At 57.7% G+C, this 14,304-nt stretch carries 13 protein-coding genes and 1 pseudogene; 7 read left to right on the forward strand and 7 right to left on the reverse strand.

The window, feature by feature from the left end:
• Positions 1-22 precede the first annotated feature (22 nt).
• Positions 23-562, reverse strand: a complete 540-nt coding sequence (locus tag RVM24_RS16845; RefSeq protein ID WP_286922495.1) for a gamma carbonic anhydrase family protein — start codon at positions 560-562, stop codon at positions 23-25.
• A gap of 201 nt (positions 563-763) precedes the next feature.
• Between RVM24_RS16845 and prlC the strand changes: the two genes are divergently transcribed.
• Entirely contained in the window at positions 764-2,809 is a 2,046-nt protein-coding gene (gene prlC, locus RVM24_RS16850; protein WP_286922496.1) for an oligopeptidase A, read from the forward strand.
• 57 nt (positions 2,810-2,866) lie between these two features.
• Complete coding sequence (locus tag RVM24_RS16855) at positions 2,867-3,115, forward strand: YheV family putative zinc ribbon protein (protein ID WP_286922497.1); 249 nt, start codon at positions 2,867-2,869, stop codon at positions 3,113-3,115.
• A gap of 380 nt (positions 3,116-3,495) precedes the next feature.
• Here the strand turns inward: RVM24_RS16855 and RVM24_RS16860 are convergent, their stop codons facing one another.
• Both RVM24_RS16860 and RVM24_RS16865 read right to left on the reverse strand, forming a co-directional pair.
• The gene (locus tag RVM24_RS16860) at positions 3,496-4,818 is read right to left on the reverse strand and encodes a Na+/H+ antiporter family protein (RefSeq protein ID WP_286922498.1); all 1,323 of its coding nucleotides are present in this window, start codon (positions 4,816-4,818) and stop codon (positions 3,496-3,498) included.
• 114 nt (positions 4,819-4,932) lie between these two features.
• Complete coding sequence (locus RVM24_RS16865) at positions 4,933-5,163, reverse strand: DUF1653 domain-containing protein (RefSeq protein WP_058091846.1); 231 nt, start codon at positions 5,161-5,163, stop codon at positions 4,933-4,935.
• 161 nt (positions 5,164-5,324) lie between these two features.
• Here RVM24_RS16865 and RVM24_RS16870 point away from each other — a divergent pair, with 161 nt between their 5' ends.
• Positions 5,325-7,124, forward strand: a complete 1,800-nt coding sequence (locus RVM24_RS16870) for a sensor domain-containing diguanylate cyclase (RefSeq protein ID WP_286922499.1) — start codon at positions 5,325-5,327, stop codon at positions 7,122-7,124.
• A gap of 3 nt (positions 7,125-7,127) precedes the next feature.
• On the opposite strand, the gene RVM24_RS16875 is transcribed toward RVM24_RS16870, so the two are convergent.
• The 3 genes and pseudogenes from RVM24_RS16875 to RVM24_RS16885 all read right to left on the reverse strand — a co-directional run bounded on the left by RVM24_RS16875 (position 7,128) and on the right by RVM24_RS16885 (position 9,550).
• Positions 7,128-7,514 carry a DoxX family protein gene (locus RVM24_RS16875; RefSeq protein ID WP_286922500.1) on the reverse strand — a complete coding sequence of 129 codons (387 nt, stop codon included), beginning with the start codon at positions 7,512-7,514 and terminating at the stop codon, positions 7,128-7,130.
• Positions 7,515-7,609: 95 nt separating this feature from the next.
• Positions 7,610-8,257 (reverse strand): hypothetical protein, encoded by a 648-nt coding sequence (locus RVM24_RS16880; RefSeq protein ID WP_286922501.1) that lies wholly within the window; start codon positions 8,255-8,257, stop codon positions 7,610-7,612.
• A 191-nt stretch (positions 8,258-8,448) separates the two neighbouring features.
• Positions 8,449-9,550 (reverse strand): annotated as a pseudogene (locus RVM24_RS16885) (MATE family efflux transporter).
• A 280-nt stretch (positions 9,551-9,830) separates the two neighbouring features.
• On the opposite strand from RVM24_RS16885, the gene coxB reads away from it, so the two are divergent.
• The 4 genes from coxB to RVM24_RS16905 are packed head-to-tail and all read left to right on the forward strand — an operon-like array spanning position 9,831 to position 14,055.
• Positions 9,831-10,892, forward strand: a complete 1,062-nt coding sequence (gene coxB, locus RVM24_RS16890; RefSeq protein WP_227510101.1) for a cytochrome c oxidase subunit II — start codon at positions 9,831-9,833, stop codon at positions 10,890-10,892.
• A gap of 57 nt (positions 10,893-10,949) precedes the next feature.
• A complete protein-coding gene (ctaD, locus tag RVM24_RS16895; protein ID WP_058091851.1) occupies positions 10,950-12,533 on the forward strand; it encodes a cytochrome c oxidase subunit I in 1,584 nt (527 codons plus the stop codon).
• 15 nt (positions 12,534-12,548) lie between these two features.
• Positions 12,549-13,151, forward strand: a complete 603-nt coding sequence (locus RVM24_RS16900; protein ID WP_061331378.1) for a cytochrome c oxidase assembly protein — start codon at positions 12,549-12,551, stop codon at positions 13,149-13,151.
• A gap of 16 nt (positions 13,152-13,167) precedes the next feature.
• Complete coding sequence (locus RVM24_RS16905) at positions 13,168-14,055, forward strand: cytochrome c oxidase subunit 3 (protein WP_286922503.1); 888 nt, start codon at positions 13,168-13,170, stop codon at positions 14,053-14,055.
• Between the two features lie 15 nt (positions 14,056-14,070).
• On the opposite strand, the gene RVM24_RS16910 is transcribed toward RVM24_RS16905, so the two are convergent.
• Positions 14,071-14,280 carry a twin transmembrane helix small protein gene (locus RVM24_RS16910; RefSeq protein ID WP_061331377.1) on the reverse strand — a complete coding sequence of 70 codons (210 nt, stop codon included), beginning with the start codon at positions 14,278-14,280 and terminating at the stop codon, positions 14,071-14,073.
• Positions 14,281-14,304 lie beyond the last annotated feature (24 nt).

The following is a 14,304-nucleotide window of genomic DNA, read 5'->3' on the forward strand; positions in this document are numbered from 1 at the left end:
GCGTCCCGGTATTCAGACCACTTTATGACGCGTTATTAAGATACTGGTCTTTGAGCTTAACGTAGTTGGCTGCGGTGTATTTGAAAAACGTGCGCTCCTTGTCTGACAGTGCCCGGGCCTGCTTACACGGCGAGCCCACGTACAGGTATCCCGACTCCAGCCGCTTGCCCGGCGGCACCAGGGTGCCAGCCCCGATAATCACTTCGTCTTCCACGATGGCGCCGTCCATCACCGTGCACCCCATGCCCACCAGCACCCGGCTGCCAATGGTGCAGCCATGCAAAAGGGCTTTATGGCCAACGGTCACGTCATCACCAATGATTAACGGCCAGCCGCCAGGGTTGAAGTCGCTGGCATGGGTGATGTGCAGAACGGAGCCATCCTGAATGCTGCAACGGTCGCCAATGCGGATTTTGTGCATGTCACCGCGGATGACGGTCATGGGCCAGACCGAGCAGTCTTCGCCCATGACCACATCACCGATGACCACGGCGTTCTCATCTACCCAGGTCCGTTCACCAAATTGTGGTGTGATACCCTTGTGAGTTCGTACATTTGCCATTACATATACCTCAATGCTGTCCAAATACGGTGCAAGGCGCCGGTGGGGGATGGCTTTCAGAAACACGCTCCTTCGGCACATCCATGTGGCGCTTGGGCTCCGCCATCCATGGCTCCGCACAGTTTCTGAAAGCCATCCCCCACCTGCACCCCGTAGCTTGGTGCAAGCTATCTTATTCACGAACAGCTGAGAAGGGGACTTATGAATAACCCGCTTTTGACAGATGACTTGTTGCCGAAGTTCGGTCATATCCGCACCGAACACATGGAGACAGCCATTGACCAGATTCTCAGCGAGAATCGAATGAAAATTGCCGAGCTGTCCCAGCAGGACGACCCAACCTGGGACACCCTGGCCCAGCCGATGCAAGCGCTAGAGAACAAGCTCAGCAACGCCTGGTCGGTGATTTCACACCTGAACGGCGTGATGAACAACGACGACCTGCGCAAGGTGTACAAGAACTGTCTGGAAAAGCTGACCGAGTACAGTACCGAAGTCAGCCAGAACGGTGCCCTGTGTGAGGCCTACAAGAAACTGGCCGCACGGGAGGATTTCAGGGCATTGAGTGAGCCCCAGCGTAAATCCATCGAGAACGTGCTGCGGGATTTCCGCCTGGGCGGGGTCGACTTGCCGGAAGACAAGAAGAAGCGTTACGCGGACCTGTCCCGGGAGCTGGCGGAGTTGTCCAACAAGTTCAGTGATAACGTGCTGGATGCCACTCAGCACTGGTTCAAGCAGATTACCGACGTAGACGAGCTGTCCGGCCTGCCGGAAACCGCCATTGAGGGTGCCAAGCAGGCAGCGCGGCAGAAGGATCTGGATGGTTACGTCATTACTCTGGATTTCCCAAGCTTTTACCCGGTGATGACCTACTGCAACAACCGGGAACTGCGCCGGGAGGTGTACGAGGCGTTTGTGACCCGTGCCTCTGATCAGGGCCCGGATGCCGCTACCTGGGACAATACACCGGTGATGGCGGAGATCCTCAAGCGCCGCCATGCGCTGGCCCAGCTGCTGGGTTTTGATAACTACGCCGAGCGTTCCCTGGCCACCAAGATGGCCCGGAGTGTCGACGAGGTGCTGGAATTCCTGAACCAGCTGGCGGCCAAGTCCAAGCCCCAGGCAGAGAAAGAGTTTGCCGAGCTGAAGGCGTTTGTGAAAGATGAATACGGTGTAGACGACCTGCAGGCCTGGGATATCGGCTACTACAGCGAAAAGCTGCGCCAGAAGCAGTACGACATCTCCCCGGAAACCCTGCGCCCTTGGTTCCCGGTGGATAAAGTGGTGCCGGGCCTGTTTCGGGTGGCGGAGAAGTTGTTTGATGTGCAAATTGAAGAGCACGCAGACGTAGAAACCTGGCACGACGACGCCAAAGCTTACTGCATCAGCCGTAACGGCCAGCCCATTGCCTGGTTCTATCTGGACTTGTTCGCCCGCCAGGGCAAGCGCGGCGGTGCCTGGATGGCCGACTGCCGGGTACGCTGGCGCAACCAGCGTGGCACGCTGCAGCTGCCGGTGGCATTCCTGACCTGTAACTTCACCCCGCCGGTGGATGGCAAGCCGTCGCTGCTGACCCACGACGAAGTCACCACCCTGTTCCACGAGTTCGGCCACGGCCTGCACCACATGCTCACCCAGGTGGAGGTGATGGACGTATCCGGCATCAACGGCGTCGCCTGGGATGCCGTCGAACTGCCGAGCCAGTTCCTGGAAAACTGGTGCTGGAACCCGGAATCTCTGGCCCTGATCGCCAGCCACCATGAAACCGGCGAGCCACTGCCGGAAGACCTGCTGCAGAAGCTGCTGGCCGCCAAGAACTTCCAGTCTGGTATGGGAATGGTACGCCAGCTCGAGTTCTCACTGTTCGACTTCCGCCTGCACGCGGAATTCACCGACGTGGCTCCCACCAACCCGCTGGACATGCACCGCAAAGTCCGGGAAGAAATCGCCGTGGTCCAAGCGCCGGAGTTCAACCGGTTCCCCAACGGCTTCTCCCACATCTTCGCGGGTGGCTATGCGGCGGGCTACTACAGCTACAAGTGGGCGGAAGTGCTGGCCGCCGATGCCTTCTCCCTGTTCGAGGAAAAAGGCATCTTCGACCCGGAAACCGGCCAGGCCTTCCTGCACAATATCCTGGAAAAAGGTGGCTCCCAGGAGCCCATGGAACTGTTCAAAGCCTTCCGCGGCCGCGAACCGCAGGTGGATGCCCTGCTGAAACAATCCGGCATCACGGACGAAGCTGCCTGATAAAATCCACCCCGGTTGTCGCAGCGGCAACCGGGTGTGTGTTACTGGAGTAAAGTTATGGCAAGTCCGAAACGCTTCATCGCCGGCGCGGTGTGCCCCCGCTGCGCGGAAATGGACAAAATCACGATGTTCACCACCGAGGCCGGCGACCAGATTCGCGAGTGCGTGGCCTGTGGCTATACCGATGCCCTGTCTGACCAGCAGCCGGAGGCTCCTGAGATTGAAACGCGGGTGAACAAAAAGGCCAACACTGATGACCATACGGTGAAGCAGGTGGTGTTTTTTAAGGCTGGCTCTGAGGACTGACCTTGTTTTGGGGTTTGGCCTTGTAGCCTGCTGGTTTGGAGATGGTTGGGTAGCCTGCTGGATTGGGGGATGGTCGGGGTTCGGGAGAGGGTTCCAAAACGGAAAACGTGGTTTTCCTGATTGTTTTGGAACCCTCTCCCGAACCCCTTTTATCTGGATGTTTCAGAACCGCTTGGGTGTCTGCCGTCCCGGGAGTCCAAGGTGAACCAATACTGTCTTTTCGTTTTTGAGCGATTCCTGTGAAGATCAATGTTTGGGGTTGGTGAGGGGTGTCAAAACCATCAGGAAAACCACCGTTTTCCGTTTTGACACCCCTCACCAACCCCAAACCATCCACTACAACCGAAGGCTACAAAAAGGCGAGGATCACCAAAGATCGATCAAAGCACCATAGCCGCCAACCACCCAAAGACCAGCAATGGGAGGTTGTAGTGCAGGAACGTCGGCACCACGGTATCCCATATGTGGTTGTGCTGGCCGTCCACGTTCAGGCCCGCTGTCGGCCCAAGGGTGGAATCGGAGGCCGGCGAACCCGCATCACCCAGGGCACCGGCGGTGCCCACCAGGGCCACGATGGCCAGGGGGCTGAAGCCCAGTTGCAGGGCCAGCGGCACGTACAACGCCGCAATGATGGGAATGGTGGAGAACGACGAACCAATCCCCATGGTAATCAGCAGGCCCACCACCAGCATCAGTAATGCTGCCAGCGCCTTGTTGTCACCGATAGCGGCCACCGAGCCCTCCACCAGGCTGGCAATCTCGCCGGTTTCCCGCATCACCTCGGCAAAGCCGTTGGCGGCAATCATGATGAAACCGATCATCGCCAGCATCTTCATGCCCTCGGTGAACAGGTCATCCGCTTCCTTCCACTTCACCACACCGGAAATATTGAACAGCACGAAGCCCGCCAGGGCGCCCAGGATCATGGAGCCCAGCCATAGCTGAACGACAAAGGCCACGGCAATAGCCACCAGCGCCATCACCAGGGTTTTGGGGTTGTATTTCACATCCACCCGTTCGGTCTGCTCGATGCGCTTGAGATCGTAGCCCCGGCCGCCCCGGTAGCTGAAGAACACGGCAATCAGAAGGCCGATGAACATACCCAGGGCTGGCAGGGCCATGGCGGACATGACGTTCAGCTCGCTGGCATCCACGCCGTTATCGCCGACATTGGCCAGCAGGATCTCATTCAGGTAAATACCGCCAAACCCTACGGGCAGGAACATGTACGGGGTGATCAGGCCGAACGTGAGCACGCAGGCCACCAGACGGCGGTCCATGTTGAGCTTGGCCATCACGTACAGCAGTGGTGGAACCACCAGAGGAATGAAGGCGATGTGGATTGGCAGGATATTCTGGGACGAGATGGCAATGGCCAGCAGCAGGCCGATGATCATGAACCGGATGCCGGTGGCCGCGCCGCCCTCCTCCTGTCGGCCAACGATGGCCAGGGCCTTGTCGGCCAGGGCGTGGGCCAGGCCGGATTTGCCGATGGCCACGGCGAAGGCACCCAGGGTAGCGTACGACAGCGCTACCGTGGCACCGCCACCCAGGCCGGTGTTGAAGGCATTGATGGTGGTTTCCAGAGACATTCCTGCCACCAGGCCACCGGAAATGGCACCAATGATCAGGGCGACGACAACATGGATGCGGCACAGGCTCAGTACGAGCATGATCAGTACCGCAGCAACAACGGCATTCATGGCAAACTCCGGGTAGGAATTGAGGTTTTACCAGCGCCTTATGGGCGCCGGCAGCACGAAAAGTGCGCTAATGTGCAGGAAATGGCCGCGGCAGTCAAAGCGGTTGTGTAACGATCACTCGGTGTCCAGGCGGGCGAACCTGGGGACCTGTTCGCCGGCCACTTCCACGGTTTCCCGGAACATGGCCAGCGGCCTCACCCAGAGGCTGTAGTCCCCGTAAAGGCAGCGGTACACCACCAGGGGTTCCTCAGTCTCGCTGTGCCGGGCTACGCCAATGACCTCGTAATCCTTGCCTTTGTAATGGCGGTATCGGCCGGGGGTGATGGGGTGTTTTTTGTCGAACATGCCTTCCTCTCAGGTGGTAACCGGGGATTACCCCTTAATTTCGGCGGACTCCCGCGCCAGTTACGTCTACACTTAACTCAGACGCTGGGGTTTGGATCTGTCGCCGTGCAGCCGTTCCCCAGTGTAGTTCAAGACTCCAGAGCCGGGAATAACAGACAAGAATGAAAGGCCCTTTTCCGCGCACCATATGCCAGCTTTTCGGGCTGTTGCTGTGTGTTGTCAGCTTCCGGGTGTTTGCAGAGCCCGTGGGATTTGACTGGGTTGAGGTGCCCGAAGACAACCTGACCGTTACCCAGGTACAGCAACTGCCTGATAGCCAATGGCAATACAATAGCGCTGCCAGGGTTCTGAACCAGGGCTTCAGCAATGGTGCGTTCTGGCTGAGGGTGCCTGTTGAACCGGAGCCCATCAACCGGGTTCTGGAGATTGCCTACCCGCTGCTGGATGAAGTGTCTGTTTACTGGGAGCGGGATGGTCAAATTGTGGAGTCTCACCTGACAGGCGACACCCGGCCGTTCAACACCCGCCCGATCATTCATCGCAACTTTGTGTTTCTGGTACCGTCCAACACCGAACCGGTGATCGCCTGGGTGCGAATAAAAACCCAGGGTTCGGTACAGATTCCGGTGGCCGTTACGCCGTCGGCAACCTTTCTGGCCAACGAACAATTCTCCTACGGATGGCAGGCGATGTTTCTGGGCATCGTGGTAGCCCTGTCACTGTATAACCTGTTCCTGTTTGTCATCGTTCGCCATACCACCTACCTGTGGTACGTGCTGACGGTTGTGTCCACCGGCATGATCCAGCTCAACTTCAATGGGCTGCTGTTTCAATGGTTCTGGCCTGATCTCCCCGGGCTCAATCGCTATTTCACCGTGCCGGTGATCAGCTTTGCCATGTTTTGCGCGGTAGTGTTCACCATCAAGTTTCTGGCAGTCCGCCAATACAGCTTGGTCAGCTATCGGATATTGCTGGGCCTGATGGCGGCTTGTGCCTTCACCTTCCTTTATGGCCTGCTGGGGCCCTATCAAAGCGGGATTGCTCTGGTCAGCGGAATTGCCGCTTTTGCCACGCCCGCCGCCTGGCTCATCGGATTGTATGTCTGGCGCCAGGGGCAGGTATTGGCGGGTTTCTACGTGTTGGCCTGGACGCCGTTGCTGGTGGGCCATCTGGTATTGGCCGTCAGCAAGTTGGGCTGGATGCCGACCAGCCCGGTGACGGAGCTGGTTCCTCAGGCCGGGGTGGCGATTGAGGTTATTCTGTTGTCGTTCGCCCTGGCCTACCGGATCAATATGGAGCGTCGCCGCCGGCAGGAGGCACAGGAGCATGCACTGAAAGTGCAGCAGCAGGCCAACCTGACGCTGGAAGCACGGGTGAGAGAGCGCACCGAAGAGCTGGAGCGTGCCAACGAACAGCTCAAGGCCATTAGCCTGACCGATGGCCTTACCCACGTGGCAAACCGCCGCCGGTTTGATGAGAAACTGGAGATTGAGTGGGGCCGTGCGCTGCGCCATGAGCACGAGCTGAGCTTGCTGTTACTGGATATTGATCACTTCAAGCGGGTCAATGATGAGCTGGGGCATCTGACCGGCGATGATTGCCTGGTGGCACTTGCCGGCATTTTGCGGGCGGAAGTCCAGCGGGCAGGCGACCTTGTGGCACGTTACGGCGGTGAGGAGTTTGCGATACTGCTGCCAACCACCGATTCCGAGGGTGCCCTGTTAGTGGCAGAGCGCATTCGCAAGGCGGTTGCGGGAACCCCGGTGGCCACTAAAGAGCAGGATGCGCCGGTGCCACTGACCATCAGCGTTGGTGTGGCAACCATGCTACCGGCGAGAGGCATTAGCAGCCCAGAGCTGGTGCGCCGCGCCGATGAAGCACTCTATGCCGCCAAGGACAATGGCCGCAATCGGGTGGCGGTGTGGCAGCCGAAAGTGCCGGCCCCCACCGCCGACTCCTGAGTCTCAGTTTTTCAGTTTGTACTTGCCCGGCCCCAGAAAAATCACTGCAAAGGCAATAAACAGGAAGAAACCCTGCAGCTCCAGTGCCCAGCCGCCGTTGCTGCTGAGGCTCAACAGCTGATGCCCATGGACCAGGGCGATGGCGACAATCATATTGAAGACAATAATCAGCGCGCCAATCCGGGTCTGGTAGCCCAGTATCACCATCAGCGGTGCAATGACTTCACCAATGTAAACGCCGTAGGCGAAAATGGTCGGCAGGCCGTGGGCGGCCAGCTGTCCTTCGATGAAGCCAATACCATTTAACAGTTTGGCAATACCATGAAACAGCAGCAGTCCGCCCAGGGTGAGCCGGACAATCAGTTTTCCCAAATCGGCATTTTCAAGCACAGGGTGGTCTCCCAATAGATGGATGGAAAGCCGAAGGATACAGGTTTTCTGGCACGGAATTCAGTGACGGGTTTGTAGCAAACTGAAACGGTCGCTCAAAACGCGGAGCCGAGATTGAAACGGATATGGTTCCGTTCGAGAAGGTTTTCCCAGTAATGCCGCATCCAGTCCCAGGCTCGGTTGTTGACCTGGTCGATGAAGGGGTCAAGATCAAGGTTGTAATAATCCGTTGTGCCAGCAATTTGAAGTACCGTCACTGTAATCGAATCATCCAGTTCATTGGCAAAGGGCTCGCCAATCAGTTCGTGGGCCAGTAGGTTAGCCCGGGTGGCTTCCAGGTCGATCAGCTCGCCGGCCCGGATCGAGCGGTTGTTGTCGTGCATTTCCTCCATCAGACGGTGGCACAGGTAGGCCCGGATCAGCAGCCCGTCCAGGCCATCGTACTGCACCAGCAACACCGAGGGCTGGGTAAAGTAGCGGATAGCGGCGTCGACGAAAGGCTGAAACAGCTGGGACTTGCCGGCCTCCCGTGCGCAGGCATCAACACACTCGATCAGTCTTGGCGCCATTTCGATGTATTCGACGGCAAACTGGAACAACGACGTGGCCGGCTGATAGCCGTCAACCACGATCGCTGTGGGCAGTTGGGCGGCTTTCTCCTTCATCTGCCGGAGAAATGCGCCGGAGCGGGCTTCCTTTCGCCTTGCCTGGTCAATGATGTTGAGAACAGCCTTTGGTGTCATTTCAGGAAATGCCAGTGTATGAACAAGTTGAGGTCGCAAGGCGTTCCCCCTGGGTCGAGGAGTACACGGGCAAAGGCGCCAATGCTGAATCACAAACGCCCCCGCCGTTTCTGATCAGTGTAGCCAAGATTTTGGGCTCTGCTGTGGTTATGACAGAAGTTAACCTTTCACGGCCAGAACGCGGTTCAGGGTCAGCTCTGGCTGAACCAGGTGTCCTGGCGGGTATAACGCCAGCAGAGCCAGCCCATGCTGGCGGCTCTGGCCAGCATCAGGGCTATGAGCGACAGCCAGAGCCCATGGTTGCCCCACCCAGTGCTCAGCCACCAGACCGGCAGGAACACGCCAAGGGCCGAAAACAGCATGGTGTTCTGCATTTCCCGGGTGCGGGTGGCGCCGATAAAGATGCCGTCCAGCAGGAAACCCCATACCGCAGCCAGCGGCAATAGCCACAGCCAGGGCATTGGAAATCACCAGCAAAAAGGTAATCAGCACGGCGTTGGCGGCCAGGATCACATCCCCCTGACGGGCGCCCTGGGCCGTGAAAAACGCCAGCACCAGCAGCAGTGCGATGGTCCTGACCATGATGTAACGGTTCACCTGAAGAATCGACAGGTAATCGGACACCTGGCCGATCAGCGCCCGGGTAAACCGCTGGCCTTCGGGCATTCGGCGCAGCACGATGGCAAAACCGATCAGGGCGGCACTGTACTCGGCGATGACCGTGGCCAGGGCCACGCCGCGACTGTTCCAGCCCAGAACCGTCACAAAAAACACATCGAGCACGATGTTGATGCCGTTGGCGATGATGAGCATCACCATAGGCCCCCGGGGGAACTGGGTACCAATAAGCCAGCCCACCAGGGTGTACTGGCACAGTACCGCCGGCGCGCTCCAGATCCTGATTGCCGCGTATTCGGCGGCCAGCTCGGCCACCGCCGGGCTCGGGTTCATCAGGGTAAGGCCCAGGCTTATCAAAGGCTTGTGGAACAGAATCAGCAGCAGGCCGATGCCCACAGCCAGAAAGATCGAGCGTAACAGTAGTGCTACCTGGGCGAAGGGGTCACGTTTGCCCCAGGCCTGGGCCGCCAGCCCCGTGGTTCCCATGCGCATAAAGCCGAATGTCCAATACAGAATACTGAACAGGTTGGCACCGACCGCCACAGCACCAAGGTATTCCGGACTATCCAGGTGGCCCAGCACGGCGGTGTCCACCAGGCCGAGCAGTGGCACGGTCAGGTTGGTCAGCATCAGCGGCCAGGCCAGTGCCCAGAGGCGATGGTCTGTACTGGTCATTATGGGCCTTTTATGAGTTATGGTTCTCAAAATTCCGTGTTTATCCGTTTTGGATTTAAGGATTTTTTAGCCTTTTCTTGATCTGTGTCTATACTCGATCCTGATGTATCCATAATCAGGCTTTCACTCTGAGGCCATCCGGTGTTGCGAGCGCCGGGGTGTGTCGCAGGGGGATGACGCAAAATCCGACAAGAATAACACTCTGTGGAGACACAGTATGCGCGTGCATGCCAAGCGGGCAGTAGCCCTAGCCGCTGGTCTGTTGTTGCCGGTCACTGTCATGGCTGACTGGACCATGAACATGTCACCCGGGGTGACCAGCACCAGTAACCAGATTTTCAGCCTTCATATGACCATTCTCTGGATCTGTGTCGCCATTGGCGTCATCGTTTTCGGGGTCATGTTCTGGTCAATCTTTGCTCACCGCAAGTCCCGGGGTGCCAAGCCCGCGAACTTCCATGAGAACACCGTGGTGGAGGTGCTCTGGACCATTATCCCACTGGCCATTCTGGTGGCCATGGCGATTCCCGCCACCGCGACACTGGTCGAGATGTACGACACCACCGAATCGGATGTCGACATCAAGATCACCGGTTACCAGTGGCGTTGGCAATACGAGTACATTGACGACGATTTCAGTTTTTTCTCGAACATGTCGACGCCGCGCGACCAGATCCGCAATCGTCAGGCCAAGGGTGAACATTACCTGCTGGAGGTCGATAACCCGCTGGTGATTCCTGTCGGCAAGAAAGTCCGTTTCCTGCTCACCGCCAACGATGTCATTCACTCCTGGTGGGTGCCGGCATTTGGTGTGAAGAAAGATGCCATTCCCGGGTTTATCAACGAGACCTGGACCCGGGTGGATGTGCCCGGCACCTACCGTGGCCAGTGTACCGAGCTTTGCGGCAAGGACCATGGCTTTATGCCGGTGGTCGTCAAAGCGGTGCCTGAGGAGGAATACAACGAATGGGTGGCGGAGCAGAGAGAAATGGCTGAAATGGAACGCCAGTTGACCGAGAAAGACTGGACTCTCGACGAGTTGATGGAGCGTGGTGAACGGGCTTATGCAACCGCCTGTGCCAGCTGCCACCAGGCTGATGGTACCGGTATGCCTCCGGCGTTTCCGGCTCTGAAGGGCAGCCAGATGGCGCTGGAAGATATGGACGCGCACATTGAAATAGTCGTGAAAGGCTCGCCCGGTACCGCCATGCAGGCCTTCGGCAACCAGTTGAGCGAGGTCGACCTTGCCGCGGTGATTACCTACGAGCGGAATGCCTGGGGTAACAACACCGGCGAAATGGTCACGCCCAAAGAGATTTTTGATTACAAGAACCAACAGTAATCAACGCCAGATAACAACAATCACCAGCCATAACAAACGGCGGTAACGGGGGTTTTCATGAGTGCGGTTGCAGATACCCACACCCAGGACCATCATCATGGCCCGGCCAAAGGCATTAGCCGCTGGCTGTTGACCACAAATCATAAAGACATCGGGTCGATGTACCTGATCTTCAGTTTCGCCATGTTCCTGCTGGGTGGCAGCATGGCGATGGTGATTCGGGCCGAGCTGTTCCAGCCCGGCCTGCAGATTGTCGAGCCGGAATTCTTTAACCAGATGACCACCATGCACGGCCTGATCATGGTGTTTGGTGCGGTTATGCCGGCCTTCGTCGGCCTGGCCAACTGGATGTTGCCGCTGATGGTGGGGGCGCCTGACATGGCCCTGCCGCGGATGAACAACTGGAGCTTCTGGCTGCTGCCCTGTGCCTTCCTGATTCTGGTCTCTACCCTGTTCATGCAGGGCGGTGCTCCGGACTTTGGCTGGACCTTCTATGCACCGTTGTCGACGACCTACGGGCCGCCGAGCACCACCTTCTTTATTTTCGCGGTGCACATCATGGGTGTGTCGTCGATCATGGGCGCCATCAACGTGATTGCCACCATTCTGAACATGCGGGCGCCGGGTATGACCCTGATGAAAATGCCCCTGTTCGTGTGGACCTGGCTGATTACTGCCTTCCTGCTGATTGCTGTCATGCCGGTACTGGCTGGTGTGGTCACCATGATGCTGATGGACATCCACTTCGGGACGAGCTTCTTTGATGCTTCCGGTGGCGGTGATCCGGTGCTGTTCCAGCACGTGTTCTGGTTCTTCGGGCACCCCGAGGTGTACATCATGATCCTGCCGGCGTTCGGGGCCATCTCGCACATTGTGTCTGCGTTCTCCCGCAAGCCACTGTTCGGTTATGCCTCCATGGTGTATGCGGTGGGTGCGATCGCTATCATGTCGTTCATGGTCTGGGCGCACCATATGTTCACTGTGGGCATGCCCTTGGCGGGCCAGTTGTTCTTCATGTACGCCACCATGCTGATTGCGGTGCCCACCGGGGTGAAGGTGTTCAACTGGGTGACCACCATGTTCCGGGGCTCCCTGAGCTTTGAGGCGCCGATGCTGTTCTCGGTGGCCTTTATCATCCTGTTTACCATTGGCGGGTTCTCCGGACTGATGCTGGCCATCGCGCCGGCGGACTTCCAGTACCACGACACTTACTTTGTGGTGGCGCACTTCCACTACGTACTGGTGCCGGGTGCCATCTTCGGCATCTTTGCCTCTGCCTACTTCTGGCTGCCCAAGTGGACCGGCCACATGTACGACGAAACACTGGCCAAGACGCACTTCTGGTTGTCGTTCATCGGTATGAACCTGGCGTTCTTCCCCATGCACTTCCTGGGGCTGGCGGGTATGCCGCGCCGGATTCCGGATTACGCCCTGCAGTTCACCGACTTCAACATGATCTCCAGTATCGGGGCGTTCATGTTCGGGGCAACCCAATTGCTGTTCCTGTTCATCGTGGTCAAGTGTGTGAAGGGCGGCAAGAAAGCGCCCGCCAAGCCCTGGGATGGTGCTGAAGGTCTTGAGTGGACCGTGCCGTCACCAGCGCCTTACCACACCTTCTCCACTCCACCGGAAGTGAAATAACCGGGAGACTGCACCATGTCTGAGCAAACAGGTGAGAAAACGCCAGAGCGTAAAAGTAATGCGAGGGTGATTGGCTGGTGCCTGTCAGGGGTGGTGGGCATGTTCGCCTTCGGGTTCGCGCTGGTGCCGTTGTATGAGGTGTTCTGTGAGATCACCGGCATCAACGGCAAAACCGGTGGCCGGTATGAAGCCAGTGCCACCCAGCAGGTGGATGAAAACCGGACCGTGACAGTTCAGTTCCTGGCCAGCAACGGCCCAGGTATGACCTGGAAATTCCGTCCGGTGGTTCGAAGTGTGCAAGTGCATCCGGGGGAATCGGTAACCATCAATTACTATGCCGAGAACCCGACCGATCAGCCCATGGTTGGCCAGGCGGTACCTAGCCTGGCCCCCTCCGAAGGCACTCTGTTCTTCCACAAGACCGAGTGTTTCTGCTTTAACCAGCAACCGCTGGAAGCGGGGGAAAGTGTGGAAATGCCGCTGATCTTTATCGTTGACCGGGACTTGCCGGAACACATCACCAAACTGACCTTGTCATACACCCTGTACGATCAGGGCAAGCAGGCGGAAGTTTCAAAGTCCGACCGGGCGCAGACAACAACTAACAATAACGGCTAAGCCATCGGAGACAGTTATGGCGGATAACCAGACCTATTACGTTCCCGAACAGAGCAAATGGCCCATCGTTGCCACTGTCGGGCTGGGGGTGACCCTCTACGGGGTGGCGTCAATCATGGTCAATGGCAAACAGGGTGAAAGCACCACCGGCTCCTGGATCATGTTCATGATAGGCGCCTTGATCATGGCGTACATGCTGTTTGGTTGGTTTGGCGCGGTCATCCGTGAGAGCCGGGCCGGCCTGTATAGCCCCCAGATGGACCGTTCGTTCCGCTGGGGTATGAGCTGGTTTATCTTTTCGGAAGTGATGTTTTTTGCCGCCTTCTTTGGCGCGTTGTTCTATGTTCGGGTGTTTGTGGTGCCTTGGCTGGGTGGTGAAGGCGACAAGGGCAGCACCAACATGCTCTGGGAGGGGTTCCAGGCCAGCTGGCCGTTGGTGAACAATCCGGACCCGCAAGCCTATCCGGGCCCCAGCGAAGTCATCGGCCCCTGGGGTTTACCGCTGATCAATACTATCCTGCTGGTAACCTCATCCTTTACCGTTACCATTGCCCATCACGCCATGAAGGCGGGTGACCGGGCAAAGATCAAACTCTGGTTGATGGCGACCATTGCGCTGGCGGTTGTGTTCATGTTCGTGCAGTCCTATGAATACCTGCACGCCTATCGGGATCTGGACCTGACCCTGCAATCCGGTATCTACGGCAGTACCTTCTTTATGCTGACGGGCTTCCACGGTGCTCACGTATTCCTTGGCACCTTGATGCTGGTGATCATGCTGATACGAATCAACAAGGGGCACTTCACTGCCGACAACCATTTTGGTTTTGAGGCGGCAGCCTGGTACTGGCACTTTGTGGATGTGGTCTGGCTGGGACTGTTTGTATTCGTCTATGTCATTTGACAACAACGTTGGTCATTACGGGACCGGGGTCGGGTTAAGCACCAGATCTCCGGTCCACAGGGAGGTCAGAACCACGGCAATGAGCAATACGCTCAACGCCACCCGAACCGCCAGGGAGTTCACCACCCGGCTGGTTTTGCCACCGTCGCGGATCAGGAAAAACAGACCACTGAACAGGCTGACCATAACCGCCAACAGCAGTACGACGATAAGAAGTTTTAGCATGGGGTGTCCCTGTTGTTGAATGGT

Source organism: Marinobacter sp. KM021 (genome assembly GCF_050707965.1).
Classification (GTDB): domain Bacteria; phylum Pseudomonadota; class Gammaproteobacteria; order Pseudomonadales; family Oleiphilaceae; genus Marinobacter; species Marinobacter shengliensis.

What these genes read in the sequence shown, in the direction of transcription:
- RVM24_RS16910 (WP_061331377.1), bottom strand. Translation starts at nt 14,280, where the DNA reads ATGCTAAAACTTCTTATCGTCGTACTGCTGTTGGCGGTTATGGTCAGC.
- RVM24_RS16870 (WP_286922499.1), top strand. Translation starts at nt 5,325, where the DNA reads ATGAAAGGCCCTTTTCCGCGCACCATATGCCAGCTTTTCGGGCTGTTG.
- RVM24_RS16860 (WP_286922498.1), bottom strand. Translation starts at nt 4,818, where the DNA reads ATGAATGCCGTTGTTGCTGCGGTACTGATCATGCTCGTACTGAGCCTG.
- prlC (WP_286922496.1), top strand. Translation starts at nt 764, where the DNA reads ATGAATAACCCGCTTTTGACAGATGACTTGTTGCCGAAGTTCGGTCAT.
- coxB (WP_227510101.1), top strand. Translation starts at nt 9,831, where the DNA reads ATGGCTGACTGGACCATGAACATGTCACCCGGGGTGACCAGCACCAGT.
- RVM24_RS16880 (WP_286922501.1), bottom strand. Translation starts at nt 8,257, where the DNA reads ATGACACCAAAGGCTGTTCTCAACATCATTGACCAGGCAAGGCGAAAG.
- RVM24_RS16855 (WP_286922497.1), top strand. Translation starts at nt 2,867, where the DNA reads ATGGCAAGTCCGAAACGCTTCATCGCCGGCGCGGTGTGCCCCCGCTGC.
- RVM24_RS16865 (WP_058091846.1), bottom strand. Translation starts at nt 5,163, where the DNA reads ATGTTCGACAAAAAACACCCCATCACCCCCGGCCGATACCGCCATTAC.
- RVM24_RS16845 (WP_286922495.1), bottom strand. Translation starts at nt 562, where the DNA reads ATGGCAAATGTACGAACTCACAAGGGTATCACACCACAATTTGGTGAA.
- ctaD (WP_058091851.1), top strand. Translation starts at nt 10,950, where the DNA reads ATGAGTGCGGTTGCAGATACCCACACCCAGGACCATCATCATGGCCCG.
- RVM24_RS16905 (WP_286922503.1), top strand. Translation starts at nt 13,168, where the DNA reads ATGGCGGATAACCAGACCTATTACGTTCCCGAACAGAGCAAATGGCCC.
- RVM24_RS16900 (WP_061331378.1), top strand. Translation starts at nt 12,549, where the DNA reads ATGTCTGAGCAAACAGGTGAGAAAACGCCAGAGCGTAAAAGTAATGCG.